This is a genomic window from Myroides sp. C1519 (assembly GCF_038039755.1).
In the GTDB taxonomy this organism is placed as follows: domain Bacteria; phylum Bacteroidota; class Bacteroidia; order Flavobacteriales; family Flavobacteriaceae; genus Flavobacterium; species Flavobacterium phaeum_A.
Genome location: NZ_JBBPHM010000022.1, coordinates 1 through 20,042 on the forward strand (window position 1 = coordinate 1; position 20,042 = coordinate 20,042).

The 20,042-nt window shown below is 33.1% G+C and carries 17 protein-coding genes; 7 read left to right on the forward strand and 10 right to left on the reverse strand.

The window, feature by feature from the left end; genetic code table 11:
• Window positions 1-245 precede the first annotated feature (245 nt).
• On the forward strand, window positions 246-680 hold the full coding sequence (locus AABL81_RS11545; protein WP_445929830.1) for an RNA polymerase sigma factor: 435 nt from the start codon (window positions 246-248) through the stop codon (window positions 678-680).
• Window positions 670-1,272 carry a hypothetical protein gene (locus AABL81_RS11550; RefSeq protein WP_341341089.1) on the forward strand — a complete coding sequence of 201 codons (603 nt, stop codon included), beginning with the start codon at window positions 670-672 and terminating at the stop codon, window positions 1,270-1,272. The genes AABL81_RS11545 and AABL81_RS11550 overlap by 11 nt, the downstream gene beginning before the upstream one ends.
• A gap of 50 nt (window positions 1,273-1,322) precedes the next feature.
• Here AABL81_RS11550 and AABL81_RS11555 read toward each other — a convergent pair whose 3' ends face one another.
• From AABL81_RS11555 to AABL81_RS11565, 3 genes are all read right to left on the reverse strand, one after another.
• Window positions 1,323-3,371 (reverse strand): heavy metal translocating P-type ATPase, encoded by a 2,049-nt coding sequence (locus tag AABL81_RS11555; protein ID WP_341341090.1) that lies wholly within the window; start codon window positions 3,369-3,371, stop codon window positions 1,323-1,325.
• 515 nt (window positions 3,372-3,886) lie between these two features.
• Entirely contained in the window at window positions 3,887-5,209 is a 1,323-nt protein-coding gene (locus AABL81_RS11560; RefSeq protein ID WP_341341091.1) for an MATE family efflux transporter, read from the reverse strand.
• A gap of 116 nt (window positions 5,210-5,325) precedes the next feature.
• On the reverse strand, window positions 5,326-6,033 hold the full coding sequence (locus tag AABL81_RS11565; protein WP_090410372.1) for an OmpW/AlkL family protein: 708 nt from the start codon (window positions 6,031-6,033) through the stop codon (window positions 5,326-5,328).
• A gap of 236 nt (window positions 6,034-6,269) precedes the next feature.
• On the opposite strand from AABL81_RS11565, the gene AABL81_RS11570 reads away from it, so the two are divergent.
• Window positions 6,270-6,626, forward strand: a complete 357-nt coding sequence (locus tag AABL81_RS11570; protein ID WP_199269089.1) for a CoA-binding protein — start codon at window positions 6,270-6,272, stop codon at window positions 6,624-6,626.
• Here AABL81_RS11570 and AABL81_RS11575 read toward each other — a convergent pair.
• Window positions 6,597-8,105, reverse strand: a complete 1,509-nt coding sequence (locus tag AABL81_RS11575; protein WP_341341092.1) for a sodium:solute symporter — start codon at window positions 8,103-8,105, stop codon at window positions 6,597-6,599. The genes AABL81_RS11570 and AABL81_RS11575 overlap by 30 nt on opposite strands.
• A gap of 178 nt (window positions 8,106-8,283) precedes the next feature.
• Between AABL81_RS11575 and recR the strand changes: the two genes are divergently transcribed.
• From recR to feoB, 3 genes are all read left to right on the forward strand, one after another.
• Window positions 8,284-8,904, forward strand: coding sequence for a recombination mediator RecR (recR, locus tag AABL81_RS11580; protein ID WP_341341093.1), 621 nt, complete (start codon window positions 8,284-8,286; stop codon window positions 8,902-8,904).
• Window positions 8,905-9,498: 594 nt separating this feature from the next.
• Window positions 9,499-9,729: a FeoA family protein gene (locus AABL81_RS11585; RefSeq protein ID WP_090410368.1), complete on the forward strand. Its 231-nt coding sequence runs from the start codon at window positions 9,499-9,501 to the stop codon at window positions 9,727-9,729.
• A gap of 27 nt (window positions 9,730-9,756) precedes the next feature.
• Window positions 9,757-11,934, forward strand: coding sequence for a ferrous iron transport protein B (gene feoB / locus AABL81_RS11590; RefSeq protein ID WP_158210233.1), 2,178 nt, complete (start codon window positions 9,757-9,759; stop codon window positions 11,932-11,934).
• 51 nt (window positions 11,935-11,985) lie between these two features.
• On the opposite strand, the gene AABL81_RS11595 is transcribed toward feoB, so the two are convergent.
• The 6 genes from AABL81_RS11595 to udk all read right to left on the reverse strand — a co-directional run bounded on the left by AABL81_RS11595 (window position 11,986) and on the right by udk (window position 18,877).
• The gene (locus AABL81_RS11595; RefSeq protein WP_341341094.1) at window positions 11,986-12,630 is read right to left on the reverse strand and encodes a SanA/YdcF family protein; all 645 of its coding nucleotides are present in this window, start codon (window positions 12,628-12,630) and stop codon (window positions 11,986-11,988) included.
• Between the two features lie 40 nt (window positions 12,631-12,670).
• Window positions 12,671-13,918: a DEAD/DEAH box helicase gene (locus AABL81_RS11600; RefSeq protein WP_158210235.1), complete on the reverse strand. Its 1,248-nt coding sequence runs from the start codon at window positions 13,916-13,918 to the stop codon at window positions 12,671-12,673.
• Window positions 13,919-14,407: 489 nt separating this feature from the next.
• Entirely contained in the window at window positions 14,408-16,537 is a 2,130-nt protein-coding gene (gene scpA, locus AABL81_RS11605; RefSeq protein WP_341341095.1) for a methylmalonyl-CoA mutase, read from the reverse strand.
• A 3-nt stretch (window positions 16,538-16,540) separates the two neighbouring features.
• On the reverse strand, window positions 16,541-17,911 hold the full coding sequence (locus tag AABL81_RS11610; RefSeq protein WP_341341096.1) for a methylmalonyl-CoA mutase subunit beta: 1,371 nt from the start codon (window positions 17,909-17,911) through the stop codon (window positions 16,541-16,543).
• Between the two features lie 18 nt (window positions 17,912-17,929).
• A complete protein-coding gene (locus AABL81_RS11615) occupies window positions 17,930-18,253 on the reverse strand; it encodes an FtsB family cell division protein (RefSeq protein WP_158210238.1) in 324 nt (107 codons plus the stop codon).
• Between the two features lie 15 nt (window positions 18,254-18,268).
• Window positions 18,269-18,877 (reverse strand): uridine kinase, encoded by a 609-nt coding sequence (gene udk, locus AABL81_RS11620; protein ID WP_158210239.1) that lies wholly within the window; start codon window positions 18,875-18,877, stop codon window positions 18,269-18,271.
• A 241-nt stretch (window positions 18,878-19,118) separates the two neighbouring features.
• Here udk and AABL81_RS11625 point away from each other — a divergent pair, with 241 nt between their 5' ends.
• Complete coding sequence (locus AABL81_RS11625; RefSeq protein WP_341341097.1) at window positions 19,119-19,943, forward strand: siderophore-interacting protein; 825 nt, start codon at window positions 19,119-19,121, stop codon at window positions 19,941-19,943.
• Window positions 19,944-20,042: the final 99 nt, after the last annotated feature.

A 20,042-nucleotide genomic window follows, 5' to 3' on the forward strand; every position in this document is an offset into this window, starting at 1 on the left:
TTTTTTTGCTCTAAACTGAAGGAGCTATCTTGATCAAGATAGCTCCTTTTTTATTTTAAAAAGAAATGAAAAGTATGTAACGTTTTTGATTATGTAGGTACTAACTATATGTAATTGGTTTTAGAAATTGTTTTGGCGTTAGAAAGATTTGGATAAATAGTTTTTGCATTGTGAGTAAAGAAATAGAAGTTGAATTTTTACAAAAGATAAATATACATAAAGGGATTTTGTTTAAAGTCTCACGTATGTATATGGATAATATAAATGATCAAGAAGATTTGTATCAGGAGATTGTTTATCAATTGTGGAGATCGTATGCGAATTTTAAGGCTGAATCTAAGTTTTCAACTTGGATGTATCGCGTTGCGATCAATACAGCAATAACTTTTTTTAAGAAAGAAAGGGTGCGTATGTCAGCTGTAGATGCTTTTTCAAGTAATGAAACTGCAAGAGACGAATTTACTGAAGATAATATTAACACCGAGGTAGATTTCTTGTATAAAGCAATTCATTGTTTGAGTAAGTTAGATAAGGCGTTGGTCTTTTTTTATTTAGAAGGTATGTCACATAGGGAGATTGGACATAATTTAGGTATAACAGAAGGAAATGCGCGTGTTAAATTAAATAGAGCAAAAAGTAAGTTACAAGAAATAATTAAAAAGCAGGGATATGAATTTTGATGATTTAAAAGATAAATGGAAGGAACAAGAATTGATTTCTGAAGAAATAACAGAGAAGGTTGTCGTTAGACACATAAATACACTTCCATTAGATAAAATGCGAAGAAATGTAATAAGAGATATTTGGTTACAATCTTTATGTGTGATTCTGTTGGGATTTCTACCTTATTATCATCCTATGATTGGAGAAAACATAGTTTTATACTATGTTATGTTTACTTTATTTTCTTTAGTAACTATTTACTATTTACTTAAGATGTTTCTGTTTTATAGAAAATCAGAGTCGTATGTTTTAAATTCCTATGATAGTTTGTATGAAGTGTATTTCAATGTAAGGATGTATGTTCAATTATATGAAAATTTTTGTTTTTCCTTAGCCCCTTTTATTATTTTATTTATTCCTTTTTTCATTGGTTTGGATTTAGAGGGAATAGAGAAGCTCTTTAACAATGTAGTATTTTTAATAGCTTTATTTATTTATAGTTTGTTAGTTGTATTATTTTGTAAATATTGGATATATAGCTTGTATGGTAGATATCTTAAACAATTAAAAGATGTTTTGAAAGAGTTTAAAGAAGAAATGGAAGGATAAAATAAAAGCCAGTAACTAAATGTTCTGGCTTATTTATTTTAATTAGTACCTTATTTAAAGGTCATTCTTTGAATACGTACAGCATTTAGTATAGCAAGTAAAGCTACACCTACATCTGCAAATACAGCTTCCCACATATTAGCTATACCACCTGCACCAAGGATTAAAACTATAATTTTTACAGTCAACGCAAGAACTATATTTTGTATTACGATCTTTCTTGTTTCACGGGCTATTTGTATTGCTGTAGCAATTTTAGAAGGCTGGTCTGTTTGTATTACTACATCAGCTGTTTCAATTGCTGCATCACTACCTAAACCTCCCATAGCTATTCCTACATCACTTAAAGCAAGTACAGGAGCATCATTAATACCATCACCAACAAAAGCAATTGAACTATTTGGATGTTTATGTTTTAATTCTTCAACCTTTGCAACTTTATCTTCAGGTAGTAAACCTCCATAAGCATTGTCAATTGCCAGTTCTTTAGCAACTTTTTGAGTAATGCTATCTTTATCACCGCTGAGTATTATTGTTTGTGTAACACCACAATCTTTCATTTGTGTAATAGCAGATTTAGCATCTACTTTTATTTGGTCAGCTATTGTAATATAACCTACATATTCATTTTCTATTGCTACCACTACAATACTTTCAACGATATTATCAATTTCATCAGGATATTTGATATCAAACTGTTTCAATAGGGCCGTATTTCCAACGAGTACAGTTGTGTTGTTAATCTCTCCTTTTAATCCTTTTCCTGTTATTTCATGAACATTTTGTGCAATTAAATCAGTAGGGAAAGTTTCATTGATGGCTTTAGCTATAGGGTGAGTAGACTGTTTTTCAATTGCTGATACTATTTGTGTAAAGTCATGTTTATCTATACTTGTTTCAACCTTCTGCACTTTGAATACGCCTTCAGTCAGTGTACCCGTTTTATCCATTACAACAATATCAAGTTTAGCCATCAATTCAAGGTAATTTGAACCCTTGAAAAGTATACCGTTTTTTGACGCGGCACCTATTCCTCCAAAATATCCTAATGGAACAGAAATTACAAGGGCACAAGGACACGAGATTACTAAAAAGACCAATGCTCTATATAGCCAATCTTTAAATTCGTAATTTTCAACAAAAAACGCTGGTAATATTGTAACTGCAACGGCTAGAAAGAATACTATAGGAGTATATATTTTTGCGAATTTACGTATGTATAATTCAGTTGCAGCTTTACGCGAACTCGCCTCTTGTACCATTTCAAGTATTTTAGCAAGTGAACTATCTTGGTATAATTTTGTCGTTTGTATTTCAATTACATTCTGTAAGTTGATCATTCCCGTTAAGACAATGTCTCCTTGAGAAAATGTAGAGGGTTTACTTTCTCCAGTTAAAGCGGATGTATTAAAACTACCTTTGTTAGTTAGTAACTGTCCATCTAAAGGGATTTTTTCTCCTACCTTAACCTGTATAGTTTCACCTATTTTGACTTCTTCTGGATTAACAATAACAAACTTATTGTTTCTAAAGACATTTGCTTCTTTTGGACGAATATCAAGTAATGCTTTTATGTTTCCTTTAGCTTTATTAACGGCTTTTTCTTGAAATAACTCTCCTATTGTATAAAATATCATAACAGCCACTCCTTCTGGATATTCTCCAATTGCAAAGGCACCAATAGTTGCAATAGCCATTAAAGAGAACTCATTAAAGAAATTACCTTTTCCTCCTAATTCTACTGCTTCTTTTATAACAGGGAATCCTACAGGTAAGTATGCCGTACCATACCATAAGATTTGTAGTAGGGTATTGTTTACAAACCAATCGGCTTTGACTATATGAGTTAAGATTAATCCAGTAAATAAGAGTAGAAGTGAGACAATTAAAACCGAGTTATTGGTCATTTCTCCATGATCATGGTCATGATCTTCATCGTGATTATGATTATGTTTGTGTGGTTGACTATTGTGTTGGTCGCAGTTATTTTTATCACTATGGTCGTGACAATGATTATCTTGGTGATTATTTGATTTTGATGTACAACTATTATTCTGATTTATTTCAGAAGAACAGCAGGTTTTATGTGTATGTGCCATAATAGCATTATTTTATCATTCATAACAAATTTAGTAAGTTATACTCGATATAAATAATGCGTTGACATGTTTGCAATGCTGTTGCAAGTACTTAGAATTCATCAAATTTCCGGCTAATAGTTGATTAACAGCGATAATAAACAGGTGTAAGAATAGTCTAAAGATGGTGGAGTTATTGTAAGCACTATATGAATGAATACATCAATAGCTAAGGGAGTAGTAGATCAATAGAGGTTGGGTAGCAACCAAAAATGATAATCAAATGATTATATATTAATAAATGAAATAAAGCTTATGTATTAGTTTAAAGGATGTTTGGTTGTATTATTTGTGACATACAATAATCACCGAAATGAAGCTTATATACAGGGTTGAAGAATGTTTAATTGTACTATTGATGAACTTAGACTATATAGCATAATAATCGTTAAGCATTGAAGTTTCCGTATGAGTTGTTATAAAGGTCATTAAAACGTTCTTCTTGTTATGTTGGTTAGTGAGTGAAATAATAACATTTATTGATTTACATAGTTCTTTTTGAACAAATACATTAAAGGGAAACTACGGCAACACATCCAAACAGCAAAGGCAATCCAAACACTATATAGTTTAAAACCTAAGTAATCAAACAACAAAAGGGTAGGTATAAAACCACAAAAAGTTGCAAACAACAAATTATTACGTAAAAACTTAGCGTCTCCCATCCCTTTAAATATTCCATCATAAATATAAGCAAGAGCATTGATTGGTTGCATAATAAGTATTAACCAGAATACAGATAAAAATACTTTTATTACCTCAGGGTCTTGGTTGAAGAGTAAACCAATTTGTTTGTAGAATATGATGCAAATTGTATTTAAAGCAAGGGCAATAATAATAGCATATTTGCTGATATCCTTACTCATTTTCCACATCGCATTATAGTTTTTCTCGCCCAATAATCTACCTGATAAAGCATTACCAGCACTTGCATAACCATCAATAAAGAAAGAGAAGAAAAGCCAAATATTCATTAAGATACTTTGAGCAGCAATGAAGCTTTTACCATAACCAGTAGCGTACGCATTTGCTAAATATAGCGCCACATTTAAAGTTGCAGTACGAATTATAAAGTTAAAACTCATTATAATTAATGGCTTTAAAGAAGGATTAATCGTTCTTCGAACTTTTAACGTAAAAGGAGTTTTCGTAAAGAAGAAGTAGAAAGCCATAATTAACATTACAGTCTGAGCAATAACACTGGCATAAGCAGCTCCTTTAATATGCATTGCTGGGATCCATCCATCTACACCAAATACAAATAAGTAGTTTAGACCTACATTTAGAAAAGCTCCTACCAAACTACACTTCATTGCCCATACAGTGTTTTGAAGCCCCCTAAAGACTCCAAATATAGCAAAGGTTATCAAAGTAAGAGGAAAGCCCCAAGCTCGTATCAAATAGTATTCTTTTGCATAGGTAAGTATAAGACCACTTGCATTATAGGCCACAAAGATCTCGTGGACAAAAAAAGTAGTAAAGATGAATAAGAACACACTCAATAGAAAGTTGAAAACAATAGCCTGAGGAACAAGTGTTTTTACTGCAAATAATCTTTTGCTACCTAAGTGTTGTGATACGGTAGCAGAAATAGATGTTTTTGTTTGTGCAACTACCCATATAATAGCCGAAAGAAATGAACCGACAAGACCAACAGCAGCTAAGGCTTCTACACTATTTTCTTTTACATTCCCAACAATTGCAATATCCGTTAAAGAGATTATAGATTCTGAAATTCCTGAAAAGATAGCTGGAATAGCTAATTTGTTGATATCCTTAAACGTAATAGTAGTTGCCATAATAATTTGTAGTACTCAAAAACAATTGCAAAGGTCGCAAAAATATTAGGCAATAAAAAACCACCCTAACACAAGAATTGTGGGGGTGGTTGAAAAAAAAATGTCTTATTAAATAATTAAAAACGCATTCCTACACCAAAACCAATTAACATTGGGTCTACTTTTACTTTAGCAGGAATTTTTAATTCGTTGATTGGTGCACCTTCCATTAATAGGTTAGAAGCATCAACAGTTACGTCTGTTTTTAAGAATAATTTTTTGAAGTCAACGTTGATAAAGAATTTATCACTTAAATCAATGTCAAATCCAAATTGGTATCCCCAACCAAATTTGTTATCATACTTAATGTCTTTAGCTGCACCTGATTTTTCGTTGTAGAAAATTGTGTAGTTAACACCAGCACCAACATATGGTTTGAATACTTCACCAAATTTGTGGTGGTATTGTACCATTAAAGTAGGAGGTAATAACCAAACGCTTCCTAAATCGATATTAGCTACATCTGGTCCATCAACTAAAGTTGGATGATTTAAGTTAGAACCTAATGTTCCAACTGTATGTCTTGAAGTACCTAAAATTAATTCAGCAGCAAGATTTTCTGTGAAGAAATAAGTGAAGTCTAATTCAGGTATAAAGTTATTGTTTACGTCAATTTGACCACCGATAACACCAATGTCAGCTCTGTTGTGAGGAATTACACCAACACCACGTAAACGCATTTGCCATTTGTATGTTTCTTTTTCTTTAGCAACATTCTCTTGTGCAAATGTTGAACCACCCATTAATAAAGCAGCTCCTAAAAAAGATAGTAGTAATTTTTTCATAATTGTTTTTTTAAATTTTCTGATGTAAAATTAGTGTTAATATTGTATCAACAATATGACTTTTATCATTATTTGGATATTTATTCCAATTAAATGACTTATTTTACTGTTTTTAAGAAAATTTACTTCATTGTAAATGTTGATTTGGTATGTTTAATGTTGTTTGTGTTGTATCTTTTGTTAATTAATGTATAGTATTTGGGTTTAAATTGTTAAAGTAATAAAAATAATAAATTATGAAAACTTTAGTGTTAGGAGCTTCTTTAAAAACAGAAAGATACTCTTTTAAAGCAATTTCAATGTTACAAGAGTATGGTTATAGTGTTGTAGCTCACGGATTAAGAGTAGGTAATATTGGAAATGTAACTATTTCAAAGGAGTTAATAGCATATGATGATATAGATACAATTACCTTATATCTAAATCCTAAGAGACAAGAAGAGTTTTACGAATATATTATTTTGTTAAAACCAAGACGGGTAATATTTAACCCCGGAACAGAAAATCCGGTGTTATATAAATTATTGCGTGAAAATGGTATTGATTATGACGAGGCTTGTACGTTAGTTTTGTTGCGTACTAACCAATACTGATTTCTTGCTGATTAACAATAGTAAGATGACTGTAATACTTGCATTTATTAAGATCAATTCGTTGTCAAATACATAACCTCCTAAAAAACCGCTGGCATTATTACTAATAAATAATGTTGCAAATGGAGAAATTAGACAGATAATTGGAACCAGTTTGTCCTTCACTTGTTTGTTTTTAAAGATAATAGCAAAAGCGAATAATCCTAAAAGAGGACCATACGTATATGAAGCAATTCTAAAAATCATACTAACTACAGATGCGTCATTAATAGCATTGAACAAGATAATAACTAAGAACATCAAGAAAGAAAAGCTCAAGTGAACTATTTTTCGTTTCCAAACATTTGAGCTACTCTCTTTTTGTTTGTCCATATTTAAAAAGTCGATACAAAACGAAGTAGTTAATGCTGTTAAAGCAGAGTCAGTTGTTGCAAATGTAGCTGCTGTTAGCCCTAATAAGAATACTATTGCAGGAACAATAGATAAGTGGTTAAATGCTATTTCAGGGAACAATAAATCTGTTCTTGGTTTTCCTGAAGCGCTATCAAGAGGAACATCAATGCCGTATTTATTCGCATAGATATATAGTAAAGCTCCTACACCTAAGAAGAATAAGTTAATGACAACAAAGATAGCAGTGAACGAATACATATTTTTCTGAGCTTCTTTAATGTTTTTACAGCTCAAGTTTTTCTGCATCAAATCTTGGTCAAGTCCCACCATAGCCAAGGTTACAAAAATCCCTCCAATAAACTGTTTAAAGAAGTTAAATCGATTAGATATAAAATCTTCAAAGAAAAATATTTTAGAATAATTGCTTTGTTTTACTGTTTCAAAAGCTTCAATAGGACTTAAATCTAAGCTGTGGCAAATGAAAACAATGGTAAAAATAACCGATGCCACAAGGAAAAATGTTTGTAGCGTATCTGTTATGATAATGGTTTTTAGTCCTCCTTTGTAAGTATAGGCATATATAAGTAAAAGGGCAATTAATACGGTTGCAAAAAAAGGAATGCCAAAATGATCAAATACATAACGCTGTAGTACTATAACTACAAGGTAAAGTCTAAAAGCCGAACCAATTGTTCTACTTAATAAAAAGATAGATGCAGCACTTTTATAGCTATAATGTCCTAATCTTTTCTCGATGTAAGTATAAATGGACACCAAGTTATACTTATAATAAAGCGGTAATAAAATAGAGGCGGTTAGTAAAAAACCAATAGCATTTCCTAAAACGAATTGAAAGTATTTAAACTGTTCTCCATTAGGTGAACCAACTTCTCCAGGCACTGAAATAAAGGTAACACCAGAAAGTGCTGTTCCAATCATTCCAAAAGCTACTAAATACCATTTTGCATTTTTATTAGCACTAAAAAAGGCATCATTACTACTATCTTTTTTACTCACAAAATGTGAAATAAGAATTAATATACCGAAGTAAATCGTGATGATGGTAATAATGCTAATTGGTGACATAAATTGATTTTGAAAATGAATGTGTTTCCAAAAGTAATTATTTTTTTCACAAAGAGTGAATAGACGAAAAGAATGTTAGTTTTATTCTTTTTAACACTCGCAAAAACAAGTTGTTATTTTTTAGCGAACAGTGAAAAAGCAATTTCATCTATGCTTTGATATTTTATATATTTGCGCCATGGAATTCCCTTCAAAATTATTAGAAAAAGCAGTAGAAGAAATGTCACAATTACCAGGGATTGGTAAGCGTACTGCTTTGCGATTGATGTTACATTTATTAAAACAACCAGAAGAGCAAACAGTTCACATGGCAGAGGCGTTGATGAAAATGAGAAAAGAAATCAGTTTCTGTAAAAGCTGCCACAATATTTCTGACGAAGAAATCTGTGATATTTGTTCAAATCCAGTACGCGATCATCAAATAATTTGTGTCGTTGAAGACGTACGCGATGTTATGGCTTTGGAAAACACCCAACTGTTCAAAGGAATTTACCACGTTTTAGGAGGTAAGATATCGCCTATGGATGGAGTAGGGCCAAGCCAGTTGAATATTAATTCTTTGGTTGAAAAGGTAAAAAATGGAGAAGTAAAAGAAATTATTTTTGCTTTGAGTTCAACTATGGAAGGGGATACAACCAATTTTTACATTTATAAACAAGTAAAAGACCACAACATAATCACATCTACAATTGCCAGAGGAATTGCAGTTGGAGATGAGTTAGAGTATGCAGATGAAGTAACATTAGGGCGTAGTTTAGTGCACCGTGTTCCTTTTGAAAATGCGTTTAAACCGATTTAGTAACTGGTAGAAAATATTATGAAAGCAACTATTCGCAAGGGTAGTTGCTTTTTTTATGTCTGTTTGTTAAAGCTAAATAGGGATTAAGTAATGAGTCAGTTTTGTAATACCTGCTTTTTTAATTATATATTATTCGTAAACCATCAGCTCAGTCATATGCTTTTGTAATATCTGGGTGTACGTTAAATAGTACTGTCATTATAGGCTTCTTTGATACTTGTTTCACACAAGTACCACACAAGTACCAGACATCTTCGGTAAAAAAGGCTTTTTTCCGAACTTCTGTGGGACTTGAGTGGTAGATGTCTCGAACATGGTGCGTTTAAAACTCCCCTTTGATATGTTCTTTATCGCAAGAACAATCCATTGCATTAGATTTTTAATCTCCGTTTATTTTGTTTCTTATAGAAAAGGAAGTGTGTGTTTAGTGCCCCTAACTTTTAGACTTTTTCTTTACTTGTGTTTTAAAAAATTGAGTATTTCTTCAAGCTTTCCTTTTCTCTTAATCACATTATTTATAATGATTAGTTTTAACACTAAATTTATTGTTAGACAAGTCTAATTATGTAATTTTGTATATCTAAAGAAATGAGAATGAATTTGTCAGAACTTCAAAAAGGAGTAAAAGCTAAGATTGTTGGTATTGAGCGTGGTTGTGCAAGAGAAGTGCACCAACGTTTTCTTGACTTAGGATTTGTACCGGGTGCAGAAATTGCCGTACACAATGTAAGTCCTCTAAAAGATCCAGTAGCATACTCAATTTATAATACTATTATTTCATTGCGTAAAGAGGATGCAAAAATGGTATTAATCTCAATTCAATAACAAAATTTAAGTAAGGAGAAGATCGATATGGCGAAAACAGCCTGTGATATTTGTGATTTAAACGCTGCTGCAGAATTAAAGAAACTCGGTGATATATCGGGTAATTTTGATTATTCAATTGCGCTTGCGGGAAATCCAAATACTGGAAAAAGTACAATATTTAACGCCTTAACAGGATTGAAACAGCACACTGGTAACTGGCCAGGGAAAACTGTTACAAGAGCTGAGGGGAGTTTTCAATACAAAGAAAGTAAGTATAAATTAATTGACTTACCAGGAACGTATTCCCTAATGTCAACGTCAGAAGACGAAGAGGTAGCAAGGGATTTTATTCTTTTTGGTAAGCCTGATGTTACTGTTGTTGTAGTTGATGCTGGGAGATTAGAACGCCATTTAAGTTTGGTGGTTCAAATTCAAGAAATCACAAACAAAGTAGTTGTTTGTTTAAACCTTATGGATGAGGCTACGCGTCACGGTGTAGAGATTGACGTTCGTGGTTTATCAAGAGATTTAGGTGTTCCTGTTATTCCAACATCAGCGAGAAATAAAGAGGGAATTCCTGAGTTGCTATTGGCTATTGATCAAGTGGCAACAGGAAAATATGTTCCGGAACACAAAACGATTTCGGGAATTTCAGGGGAGTCGCGTAAAGCAGTACAAGAAGTTGCAACTGATTTATTAGCATTAGATGCTGAGTTGCCAAGTGCTTCGTGGATTGCAATGCGTTTGATTCAACAAGATAATAGTATTCAAGCTGCTTTGTTAAACAAAACCTTGTCTCAAAAAATAACAGTTGAAAAAATCCAACCTATTTTAGAAAAGGCAAATCAATACCACGATTCACTGGGGTTGGATTATTCAGATAATGTAGCAGGAGCTATTTTTTCACAAGTATCAAAAACAGTGAAAAGCACAGTGAAATCAGACGAGAATCAACGTGCATTCCGCATTGACAGAATGATAGACAACGTGGTTACCAGTAAGCGATTTGGTTTTCCTATTATGCTACTAATGTTAGGGGGAGTTTTATGGCTAACAATTATTGGGTCTAATTATCCTTCTGAAGCATTGTCATATTTGCTATTAGAACAATTATATCCTTTGCTAAAAGAGGGAGCAACCTCAGTAGGTTTTCCTTGGTGGCTAAGCGGATTTTTAATAGATGGAGTGTATCTTGCTACAGCGTGGGTAATAGCAGTAATGTTACCACCAATGGCTATTTTCTTTCCGTTATTTACGTTGTTAGAAGACTTTGGATATTTGCCAAGGGTAGCTTTTAATTTAGACAGGTTGTTTAAAGGAGCAGGGGCACACGGAAAGCAAGCGTTGACTATGAGTATGGGGTTTGGTTGTAATGCAGCAGGAGTTGTAGCAACAAGAATTATTAATAGTCCTCGAGAGAAATTAATAGCGATTATTACAAACAACTTTTCACTTTGTAATGGTCGTTGGCCAACGCAAATCTTAATGGCTACTATATTTATAGGAGCTTTAGTACCTGCTTATATGTCGCATACAATATCGACTTTAGCAGTTGTAGGAATTGTTGTTTTGGGAATTGCATTTACCTTTTTTGTTTCTTGGTTTCTATCGAAAACAATGCTAAAAGGAGAGGCTTCTTTCTTTACGTTAGAATTACCACCATACAGACCTCCTCACGTATTACAAACGGTTTATACATCATTGATTGACAGAACTATGATTGTATTGTGGAGAGCTATTGTGTTTGCAGCACCAGCGGGAGCAATTATTTGGTTAGTTTGTAATATTATGATTGGCGACAAGAGTATGGCATTATGGGTAATTGAAGGATTAGACCCAATCGGTGTTTTACTTGGATTAAATGGAGTTATTCTATTGGCTTATGTTGTAGCAATTCCAGCTAATGAAATTGTGATTCCAACCATATTAATGCTTACAGCAATGGTATTAGGCGATGCAAGTTTAGGTGAAGGAGCTGGAGTGATGTTTGAAGTTTCAGACGGAGAGATCGCTACAATTTTACACGCAGCAGGATGGACAACCTTAACAGGAGTAAATTTAATGTTGTTTAGTTTATTACACAATCCGTGTAGTACTACTATTTACACCATTTACAAGGAAACAAATAGTGTTAAGTGGACAACAGTAGCTTCTATTTTGCCAGTTATATTAGGAGTTATCGTTTGTTTTGTCGTAGCACAAGTATGGCATTTATTCGTATAATATATAGTTTAAAAACAAAAAAAGTCGAGATATTATCTCGACTTTTTTTGTTTATATATCTTGTGTTCCTATTTCGATAGGGACACCCAAATATTTAGGTTTCTTACTTATCAAATTATCTAATAGAACTTTTACTCTTGCAAACTTTTCTCTGATTAATGTTTTAAAACCGTAGTGTCTTGTAACATCTTGGGCATTAAAACCAATTGTTTTTAAATCAAGATGATTTGCAATATACACGGCTCTTTCATTGTGAAATGGTTGAGAAATAATGGTAAATTCATCTTGACCAAATATTTCTTTCATTCGATAAACAGAGTCTAATGTTCTGAAGCCAGCATAATCTAAGTAGATTTTTTCTTCAGGTATCCCTTTTTCTACCAACGCTAATTTCATATCCTCTGGTTCATTGTAATCTTTCCGACTATTGTCTCCACTAACAACTATATATTCTAACTTACCACTTTTATACAAAGCTGCTGCAGCTTCAATTCGATAAGTGAAATAATAGTTTAACTGACCATTAGCTAAGTGTTTTGCAGTACCTAAAACAAGACCTACTTTATTGTGAGGAATGTCCTCTGTCTTGTCATACAACTGCTTTTCTGTAGTCGCTTTTACTGTGTAATTAGCAAAGTAGAGTAACAGGAGTACACTGATAATGGCAATTAGTATTAAGTAAAATAGTTTTTTCATAACAGATTATTTAATCCGAAAGATAGATAAAAACCTTAGCTTAATACCAACGTTTTTTATTCTTTTTAGAGTTTTCAGATTTACGAGAATTACCTTGTCCTGGTTTTTTTCTGTAATCTTTCTTTTGTCCTTCACCCTCTTTTTTGTTCTTTTCTTTCCAAGGGAAAGGATGTTCAGTAACAATTTTAGGTTGAGAACGCGTGAATTTTACAATGTCAGCCCAGTAGTTTTTTTCTGTTTGGTCACAGAAAGAAATAGCTACTCCTTCATTTCCAGCTCTACCTGTACGTCCAATTCGGTGTACAAATGTTTCAGGAATATTAGGTAAATCATAGTTAATTACAACAGGTAACGAATCAATGTCAATTCCCCTTGCCGCAATATCTGTTGCAATTAATACTTTAGTTTCTTTATTTTTAAAACTATCTAAAGCCTCTTCACGTGCAGTTTGAGATTTGTCTCCGTGAAAAGCAGCAGCATTTATTCCGTTTTTAATCAAACTTTCTACTACAGTATCAGCTCCCATTTTAGTACGTGTAAATACTAAAACATCAGATAATTTCTCGTTTCTAATAATGTGGTATAACAATTTCTTTTTGTCTCCTTTTTCAACAAAGTACACTTTTTGTTTTACCGTTTTAGCACTTGAAGAAATAGAATCTACTGCTACATATTCTGGTTTTTGTAAAAACTCGTGTGCCAATTCGCGAATAGCCAAAGGCATAGTAGCTGAGAATAAAAGTGTTTGTCTATTAGACGGAGTTAATTGAATCAGTTTTTTCACTTCATCAATGAATCCCATATCTAACATTAAGTCCGCTTCATCTAAAACCAAGTAGTGTAAATGGTCAAGGTCTAAGTGTTTTTGTTTATATAAATCCAATAAACGACCTGGAGTACCAATGATTACATCAGCTCCTTTGTTTAATTGTTCTATTTGTGGTTTGATGGACATTCCACCATATAAAGTAATATGCGTAACGTTAGTATACTTAGCGTATTTCTCAAAGTTATCACCAATTTGAACAGCAAGTTCACGCGTTGGAGTAACGATTAATACTTTCGCTTTCTTTGCTTTTTTGGTATTCCCAATTTTGTGTAAATAATGGATAATCGGCATTGCAAAAGCAGCTGTTTTTCCAGTACCTGTTTGCGCACAACCAATAAGGTCTTTCTCTGCTAAGATTAATGGAATAACTTTTTGCTGAATAGGAGTAGGTTCTTTGTAACCAAGCTCTTCGATTGCACGTAATATATTTTTATTTAAGTGTAAGTCTTCAAATGTCATAAAAAAGTATAATATTTTGGACAAAGGTACTGCATTTGGAGTTAGTTTAACTTATAAAATTCAGTTTAAGAGCAGATTTATCGCTAAAAGCAACATACTATTAAACCTTTTGTTATTGATGTAATCTGTTTTATAATAGGTGATTGTGTTTTTTATAGCATCACTAAAGTTGTTGTTTTATACTTTTAAAATACGATAGGTTGTTTTTAAAAGTCTTATGGGAAATGTACTTAAAAAGAGATGGGATAAAAATTTGCTTTCAATTCGTATCTAAGCTCTTCAAACCTTTGAAAATCCTTGCTTTTTCAAGGTTTGGAACTTTTATCAATGAAAATATAGTTGAGCTTTGTTTCAACTGAAGATTGTGTTTGTGTAAATAGATTTCTTTATGATTGAGAAGAGTACAGAAAAAATGAACAAAAAAAATCCTCAACGAAAGTTGAGGATTCTTTGAAATAAAGACTTGTCAGATTGTCTTTGAAATTTATCTTAAGCTTCTTCTCCTATGAGAATTTCTAACATTGTAATAGCAGCTTCACTAATTTTAGTACCAGGACCAAATACGGCAACTGCACCTGCGTCGAATAAGAATTGGTAATCTTGTGCAGGAATAACTCCCCCTACAATCACCATAATATCATCACGACCATATTTTTTTAATTCTTCAATAACCTGAGGAACTAATGTTTTGTGTCCAGCTGCTAAAGAAGAAACTCCTAAAGCGTGAACATCATTCTCAACAGCTTGCTTTGCAGCTTCAGCTGGAGTTTGGAATAATGGTCCAATGTCTACGTCAAAACCAACGTCAGCATAACCAGTAGCTACTACCTTTGCTCCGCGGTCGTGACCATCTTGTCCCATTTTCGCAATCATAATACGAGGGCGACGACCTTCGATATCAGCAAATTTATCTGCTAACTCTTTCGCTCTTTTAAAACTTTTGTCGTCTTTTATTTCTTTGCTATACACACCACTTACAGATTGAATTTGTGCTTTAAATCTACCAAATACACTTTCCAGTGCATCACTAATCTCACCTAATGTAGCTCTTAATTTAGCTGCTTCAATAGCTAATGCTAATAAGTTACCTTCACCTGTTTTTGCAGAAGTAGTCAGTGCAGCTAATGCTTCTTGTACTTTCTGGTTATCACGCGTAGCTTTAATTTGATTTAATCGGTCAATTTGTTGCTTGCGAACTGTTTGGTTATCAACCTCTAAAATATGTAATGGGTCTTCTTTTTCTAAGCGATATTGGTTTACACCAACAATTATATCTTGTCCACTGTCAATACGTGCTTGTTTACGTGCCGCAGCTTCTTCAATGCGAAGTTTAGGAATACCAGCTTCAATAGCTTTAGTCATACCCCCTAATTCTTCAACCTCTTCGATAAGTGCCCACGCTTTTTGCGCAATTTCTTGTGTCAAGTTCTCTACATAATAACTACCAGCCCAAGGGTCAACCGTTTTACATAGTTTTGTTTCCTCTTGTAAGAAGATTTGTGTGTTACGAGCAATTCTTGCTGAGAAGTCTGTCGGAAGCGCAATAGCCTCATCAAGAGCATTGGTGTGTAACGATTGCGTTCCTCCAAAAGCCGCAGCGGCAGCTTCAATAGCTGTTCTTGCTACGTTGTTAAAAGGATCTTGTTCTGTTAAACTCCAACCTGATGTTTGACTATGTGTTCTTAATGCTAACGACTTTTCAGAAGTAGGGTTGAATTGTTTAAGTAGTTTTGCCCATAACATTCTACCTGCGCGCATTTTGGCAATCTCCATAAAATGGTTCATTCCAATTGCCCAGAAAAATGAAAGTCTTGGTGCAAATTCGTCAATTTTCATTCCTGCTGCCAATCCCGTACGGATGTACTCTAATCCGTCTGCTAACGTATAAGCTAACTCAATATCTGCGGTTGCACCTGCTTCTTGCATATGGTAACCAGAAATAGAAATAGAGTTAAACTTAGGCATATTTTTACTCGTGTATTCAAAAATATCTGCGATAATCTTCATAGAAGGAGTTGGTGGGTAGATATAAGTATTACGCACCATAAACTCTTTTAGAATATCGTTTTGGATAGTTCCTGATAATAATTTAGGGTCAACGCCTTGTTCTAAAGCTGCAACAATATAGAATGCCATAATTGGTAATACAGCACCATTCATTGTCATAGAAACAGACATTTCTCCTAATGGAATTTGGTCAAAGAGTACTTTCATATCTTCAACGCTGTCTATTGCAACTCCGGCTTTACCAACATCTCCAACTACGCGCTCGTGATCCGAGTCGTATCCGCGGTGTGTTGCCAAGTCAAAAGCTACAGATAGTCCTTTTTGTCCAGCGGCTAAGTTTCTTCTGTAGAAAGCATTACTTTCTTCAGCAGTTGAGAAACCAGCATATTGTCTAATTGTCCACGGACGACGTACATACATCGTAGAATATGGACCTCTTAGATTAGGAGCAAAACCAGCAGCAAATCCGATGTGTTCAATGTTTTCTAAATCAGTTTCGCTATATACTTTGTTAATAGCGATGCCTTCAGCAGTAGTAAACTCTGAAGTTTCCGATTGATTTCTGATAGCAGAAGTGTCAATCTCTAAATGATGTAAATCCTTTCTTTTCATACCTTATTGTTTAGCTTTTTTTTCCTCCTCTAATCTGTTTTGCTCATAAGCTTCAGCAAGACGTCTTTCAATAATCGGAACGATTAAAGTTTTACGAGGGTTTTGTTTAACAAAAGGATATAACTCAAGGTCGTGACTCATTTGGTCTTGAGGGTTTGGATATTTATTGGTACCCAATAGCACTTCTTTACCACTGTTGAACAAATCTTGTTCTTTGTGGGCGCTTTCATTTATTTTCTTCTGGATAGTTCCTTCAATTAACGAAGTGATAAATCCGTCTGCCTTCTCAATTTTTTTAAAAATGTCTAATGCTTTTTCAGCCAATTGTAAGGTAATGTTTTCTATATAGTAAGCCCCTTCAGCAGGATTATCAACTGCGTCAAAGTAGCTTTCTTTTTTCAAAATTAATAGTTGGTTACGTGCTATACGGTCACCAAACTCATTTTCTTTGTGGTATAGATTGTCGTAAGGCAAGTTACTCACCATATCAGCCCCACCTAAAATAGCACTCATACATTCCGTAGTTGTACGCAACATATTTACATTATAGTCATATAATGTTTTGTTTCTCTTAGTTGGAACGGCAATTAATTTAATGTCAATGCCTGTATGGTATTCTTTTATTACCATTTCTGCTAACATTCTGATTGCACGAAGCTTACTTATTTCAAAAAAATAGTTAGTTCCAACAGCAACTTTAATATAAATAGTGTTGTTTAAATGGTCAACTCTATTTAAGTATTCGTTTAAATGAGAAATAGCATAAGCAATTTGCTGTACCATATTAGCACCAGCATTTTGATAAGTAGTAGCGTTTATTACAATAGCCGTATTCGGAGCTTTAGACAAGCATTCCTTAAGGTTATTGAAATCACTATTCAAGTTTTCATACCAGTTACCATCAGAAGTTAATTGATGAATTGGATCTAATAAAATAGCTATAGAAAACTTATTAGCTTGTGCAAAAGCAGCAAGTTCAGTAGTGTACTTTGCATTTAAGAAACTAAATACAAAAAAATAAGTGTGCTGTTGAGGTAATTTACTCAATAGAAGTTTACTGTCAATCGAAGGATTGTCAATTGTAAAATAAATAATTTCAGCACCTCTTTGTAAAGTATCTAAAGCTTTGTCAATAGATTTATTGACATCATATACATAGATTCGCTGAACAATTTTGAAGTCACTTGCATTTGTGTTTATTGGTAGAGCTTTGTGATCACAATCATTGTGATAGAAAGGTCTAACTTTAATCCCTTCTAAACTCTCCCATACAAGTGTTTCATTGTAGTCAGCGCCTTTTAAATCATATTGTATCTGATTTTTCCAAGCTTTAGAAGAAACTTTTTCAAATTCTTCAAATAATTGGTTGGTCATAATAGTTGGTTGTCAAGATTAATTAGCAGGTATAGTATCAAATTCTACAATATAGATGTCTTCATTAGCACGTTTCATATAATAATTTTCACGCGCATACTTTTCAGTAGCATCTCCACTCTTTAATCCTTTGATAGATTGCCTGTCTTTTTCAATTTCTTTTTCGAAGTATTCTCTATTGCCTTCAAGCTTATCAATTTCTTTATTAATAACCCTGTGTTCAAGCAAAGAATAGCTGTCGAAAAACGTTATCCAAAATACAAAAATTAGACCTACTAAAAAAAAAGGATTTTTTAGTAGGTTTAAATAGTTGATATTTTTCAGGCGATCAAGTATTTTCATGTCGTAAATAGGTGATTAACCGATTTTTTCGTTAATAACTGTACGCACGATATCGATTGCTACAGTGTTATAAGTATCATTAGGAATAATGATGTCCGCATAGGCCTTAGAAGGCTCAATAAACTGATCGTGCATAGGTTTTAAGGTGTTTTGGTAACGACTTAAAACTTCGATCATATCACGTCCTCTGTCTGCTATATCTCTTTTAAGACGTCTAATTAAACGCTCATCAGAGTCAGCATGAACAAAAATTTTAATATCACACATATCTCTAAGTTCTGGGTGACATAAAATTAAAATCCCTTCTACAATCATTACTTTTCTCGGGTGAGTAAGAACATAATCGTCAGTTCGGTTGTGTTTTACAAAAGAATAAACAGGTTGATTAATACTATTTCCTTCTTTTAATTCTTTTAAATGCTTTACTAATAATTCAAAATCAATAGATCTTGGGTGATCAAAGTTGATTAAAGTACGCTCTTCTAAAGATAGATTGTCGGTTGCTTTGTAGTATGAATCTTGTGATATAACGCCTACTTCAGTTTCGGGTAATTCATTCATAATTTGGTGAACTACTGTTGTTTTACCACTTCCAGTTCCACCGGCTATTCCTATAATTAGCATGTCTTAATATATTTTTAGCAAAAATAGAAATTAATCAATGAGAGGAGAAACATTTTTTGGTTTAAAGTGCTTTTTTACATTTTCTTATAATAATTTTAATACATCTGATAACGAGCGAGGTGGAAAGATTTAACATAGTATAAACCAAAGTAGTTTATAATTATTCTAAATAAAGTAATATCTTTGAGGTATGTACCGATTCAATTATCTGAAATAGGTATTAATATATAAGAAATTATAGATGTCAAAGAAAACGAATATACAACGTAAGGTATTTGTATTAAAAAATAGAGAATATATAACACCACACTATGTTAGACTAACTGTAGGAGGAGATGATGTTGAGGTATTTAAAAATGCAACAGTTGGTGTAAACAACAAAATTTTTATTGCACCAAAGGGATGTGAGCGTGTTCATTTACCTGAATTTGATTTTGAAAAGAGAGAGTGGGCACCGATGGATGTGGCAATTAAACCAACTGTACGTACATATACGCATAGGGGAATAGATTTAGAAAAAAAGGAATTATATATTGACTTTGTGGCACACGGAGATGAAGGACCAGCTTCTAATTTTGCAATTAATGCAGCTATAGGAGATGAGATAGGCGTTGCAATGGGAGGTGATGCAAGTGAATTGTATCCTGTAGTAGATTGGTATTTGTTAGTAGGTGATGCAACGGCTATTCCTGTTTTAGGGGCAATTTTAGAAAGCTTGCCAAAAGGAGTAAACGTTGATGCTTTTATAGAAGTACAAAGTGAAGAGGATATACAGCAGTTAAGTTCACAAGCAGAAGTAAATATTCAGTGGATTGTTAATCCAACGCCAGGACAGAATTCTGTATTGGCAGAGAACGTGATTGAGTTTGTAAAATCAATAGAAGTTAATCCGTCAAGGTTTAGCTATGTTGCTGCAGAGTTTAGTACCGTAAAAATGTTGAGAAACTTTTTGAGAAAAGAATGTGAATGGACAAAAGAAGAGTTGAATGCTTATTCTTATTGGAAATTTGGAAAAGCAGAGTCGGCTTCAGAAGCAGATAGAAGAGCAGAAAAAGAGAGTGTTTAAAGGCACTTTAATTATAAGAGATATCAGTGATGATATTGTGAAAATTTTAGTTAGTATCGGTTTTTTTATAATTGTCAAAAAAGATAAAGTCAGATTGAT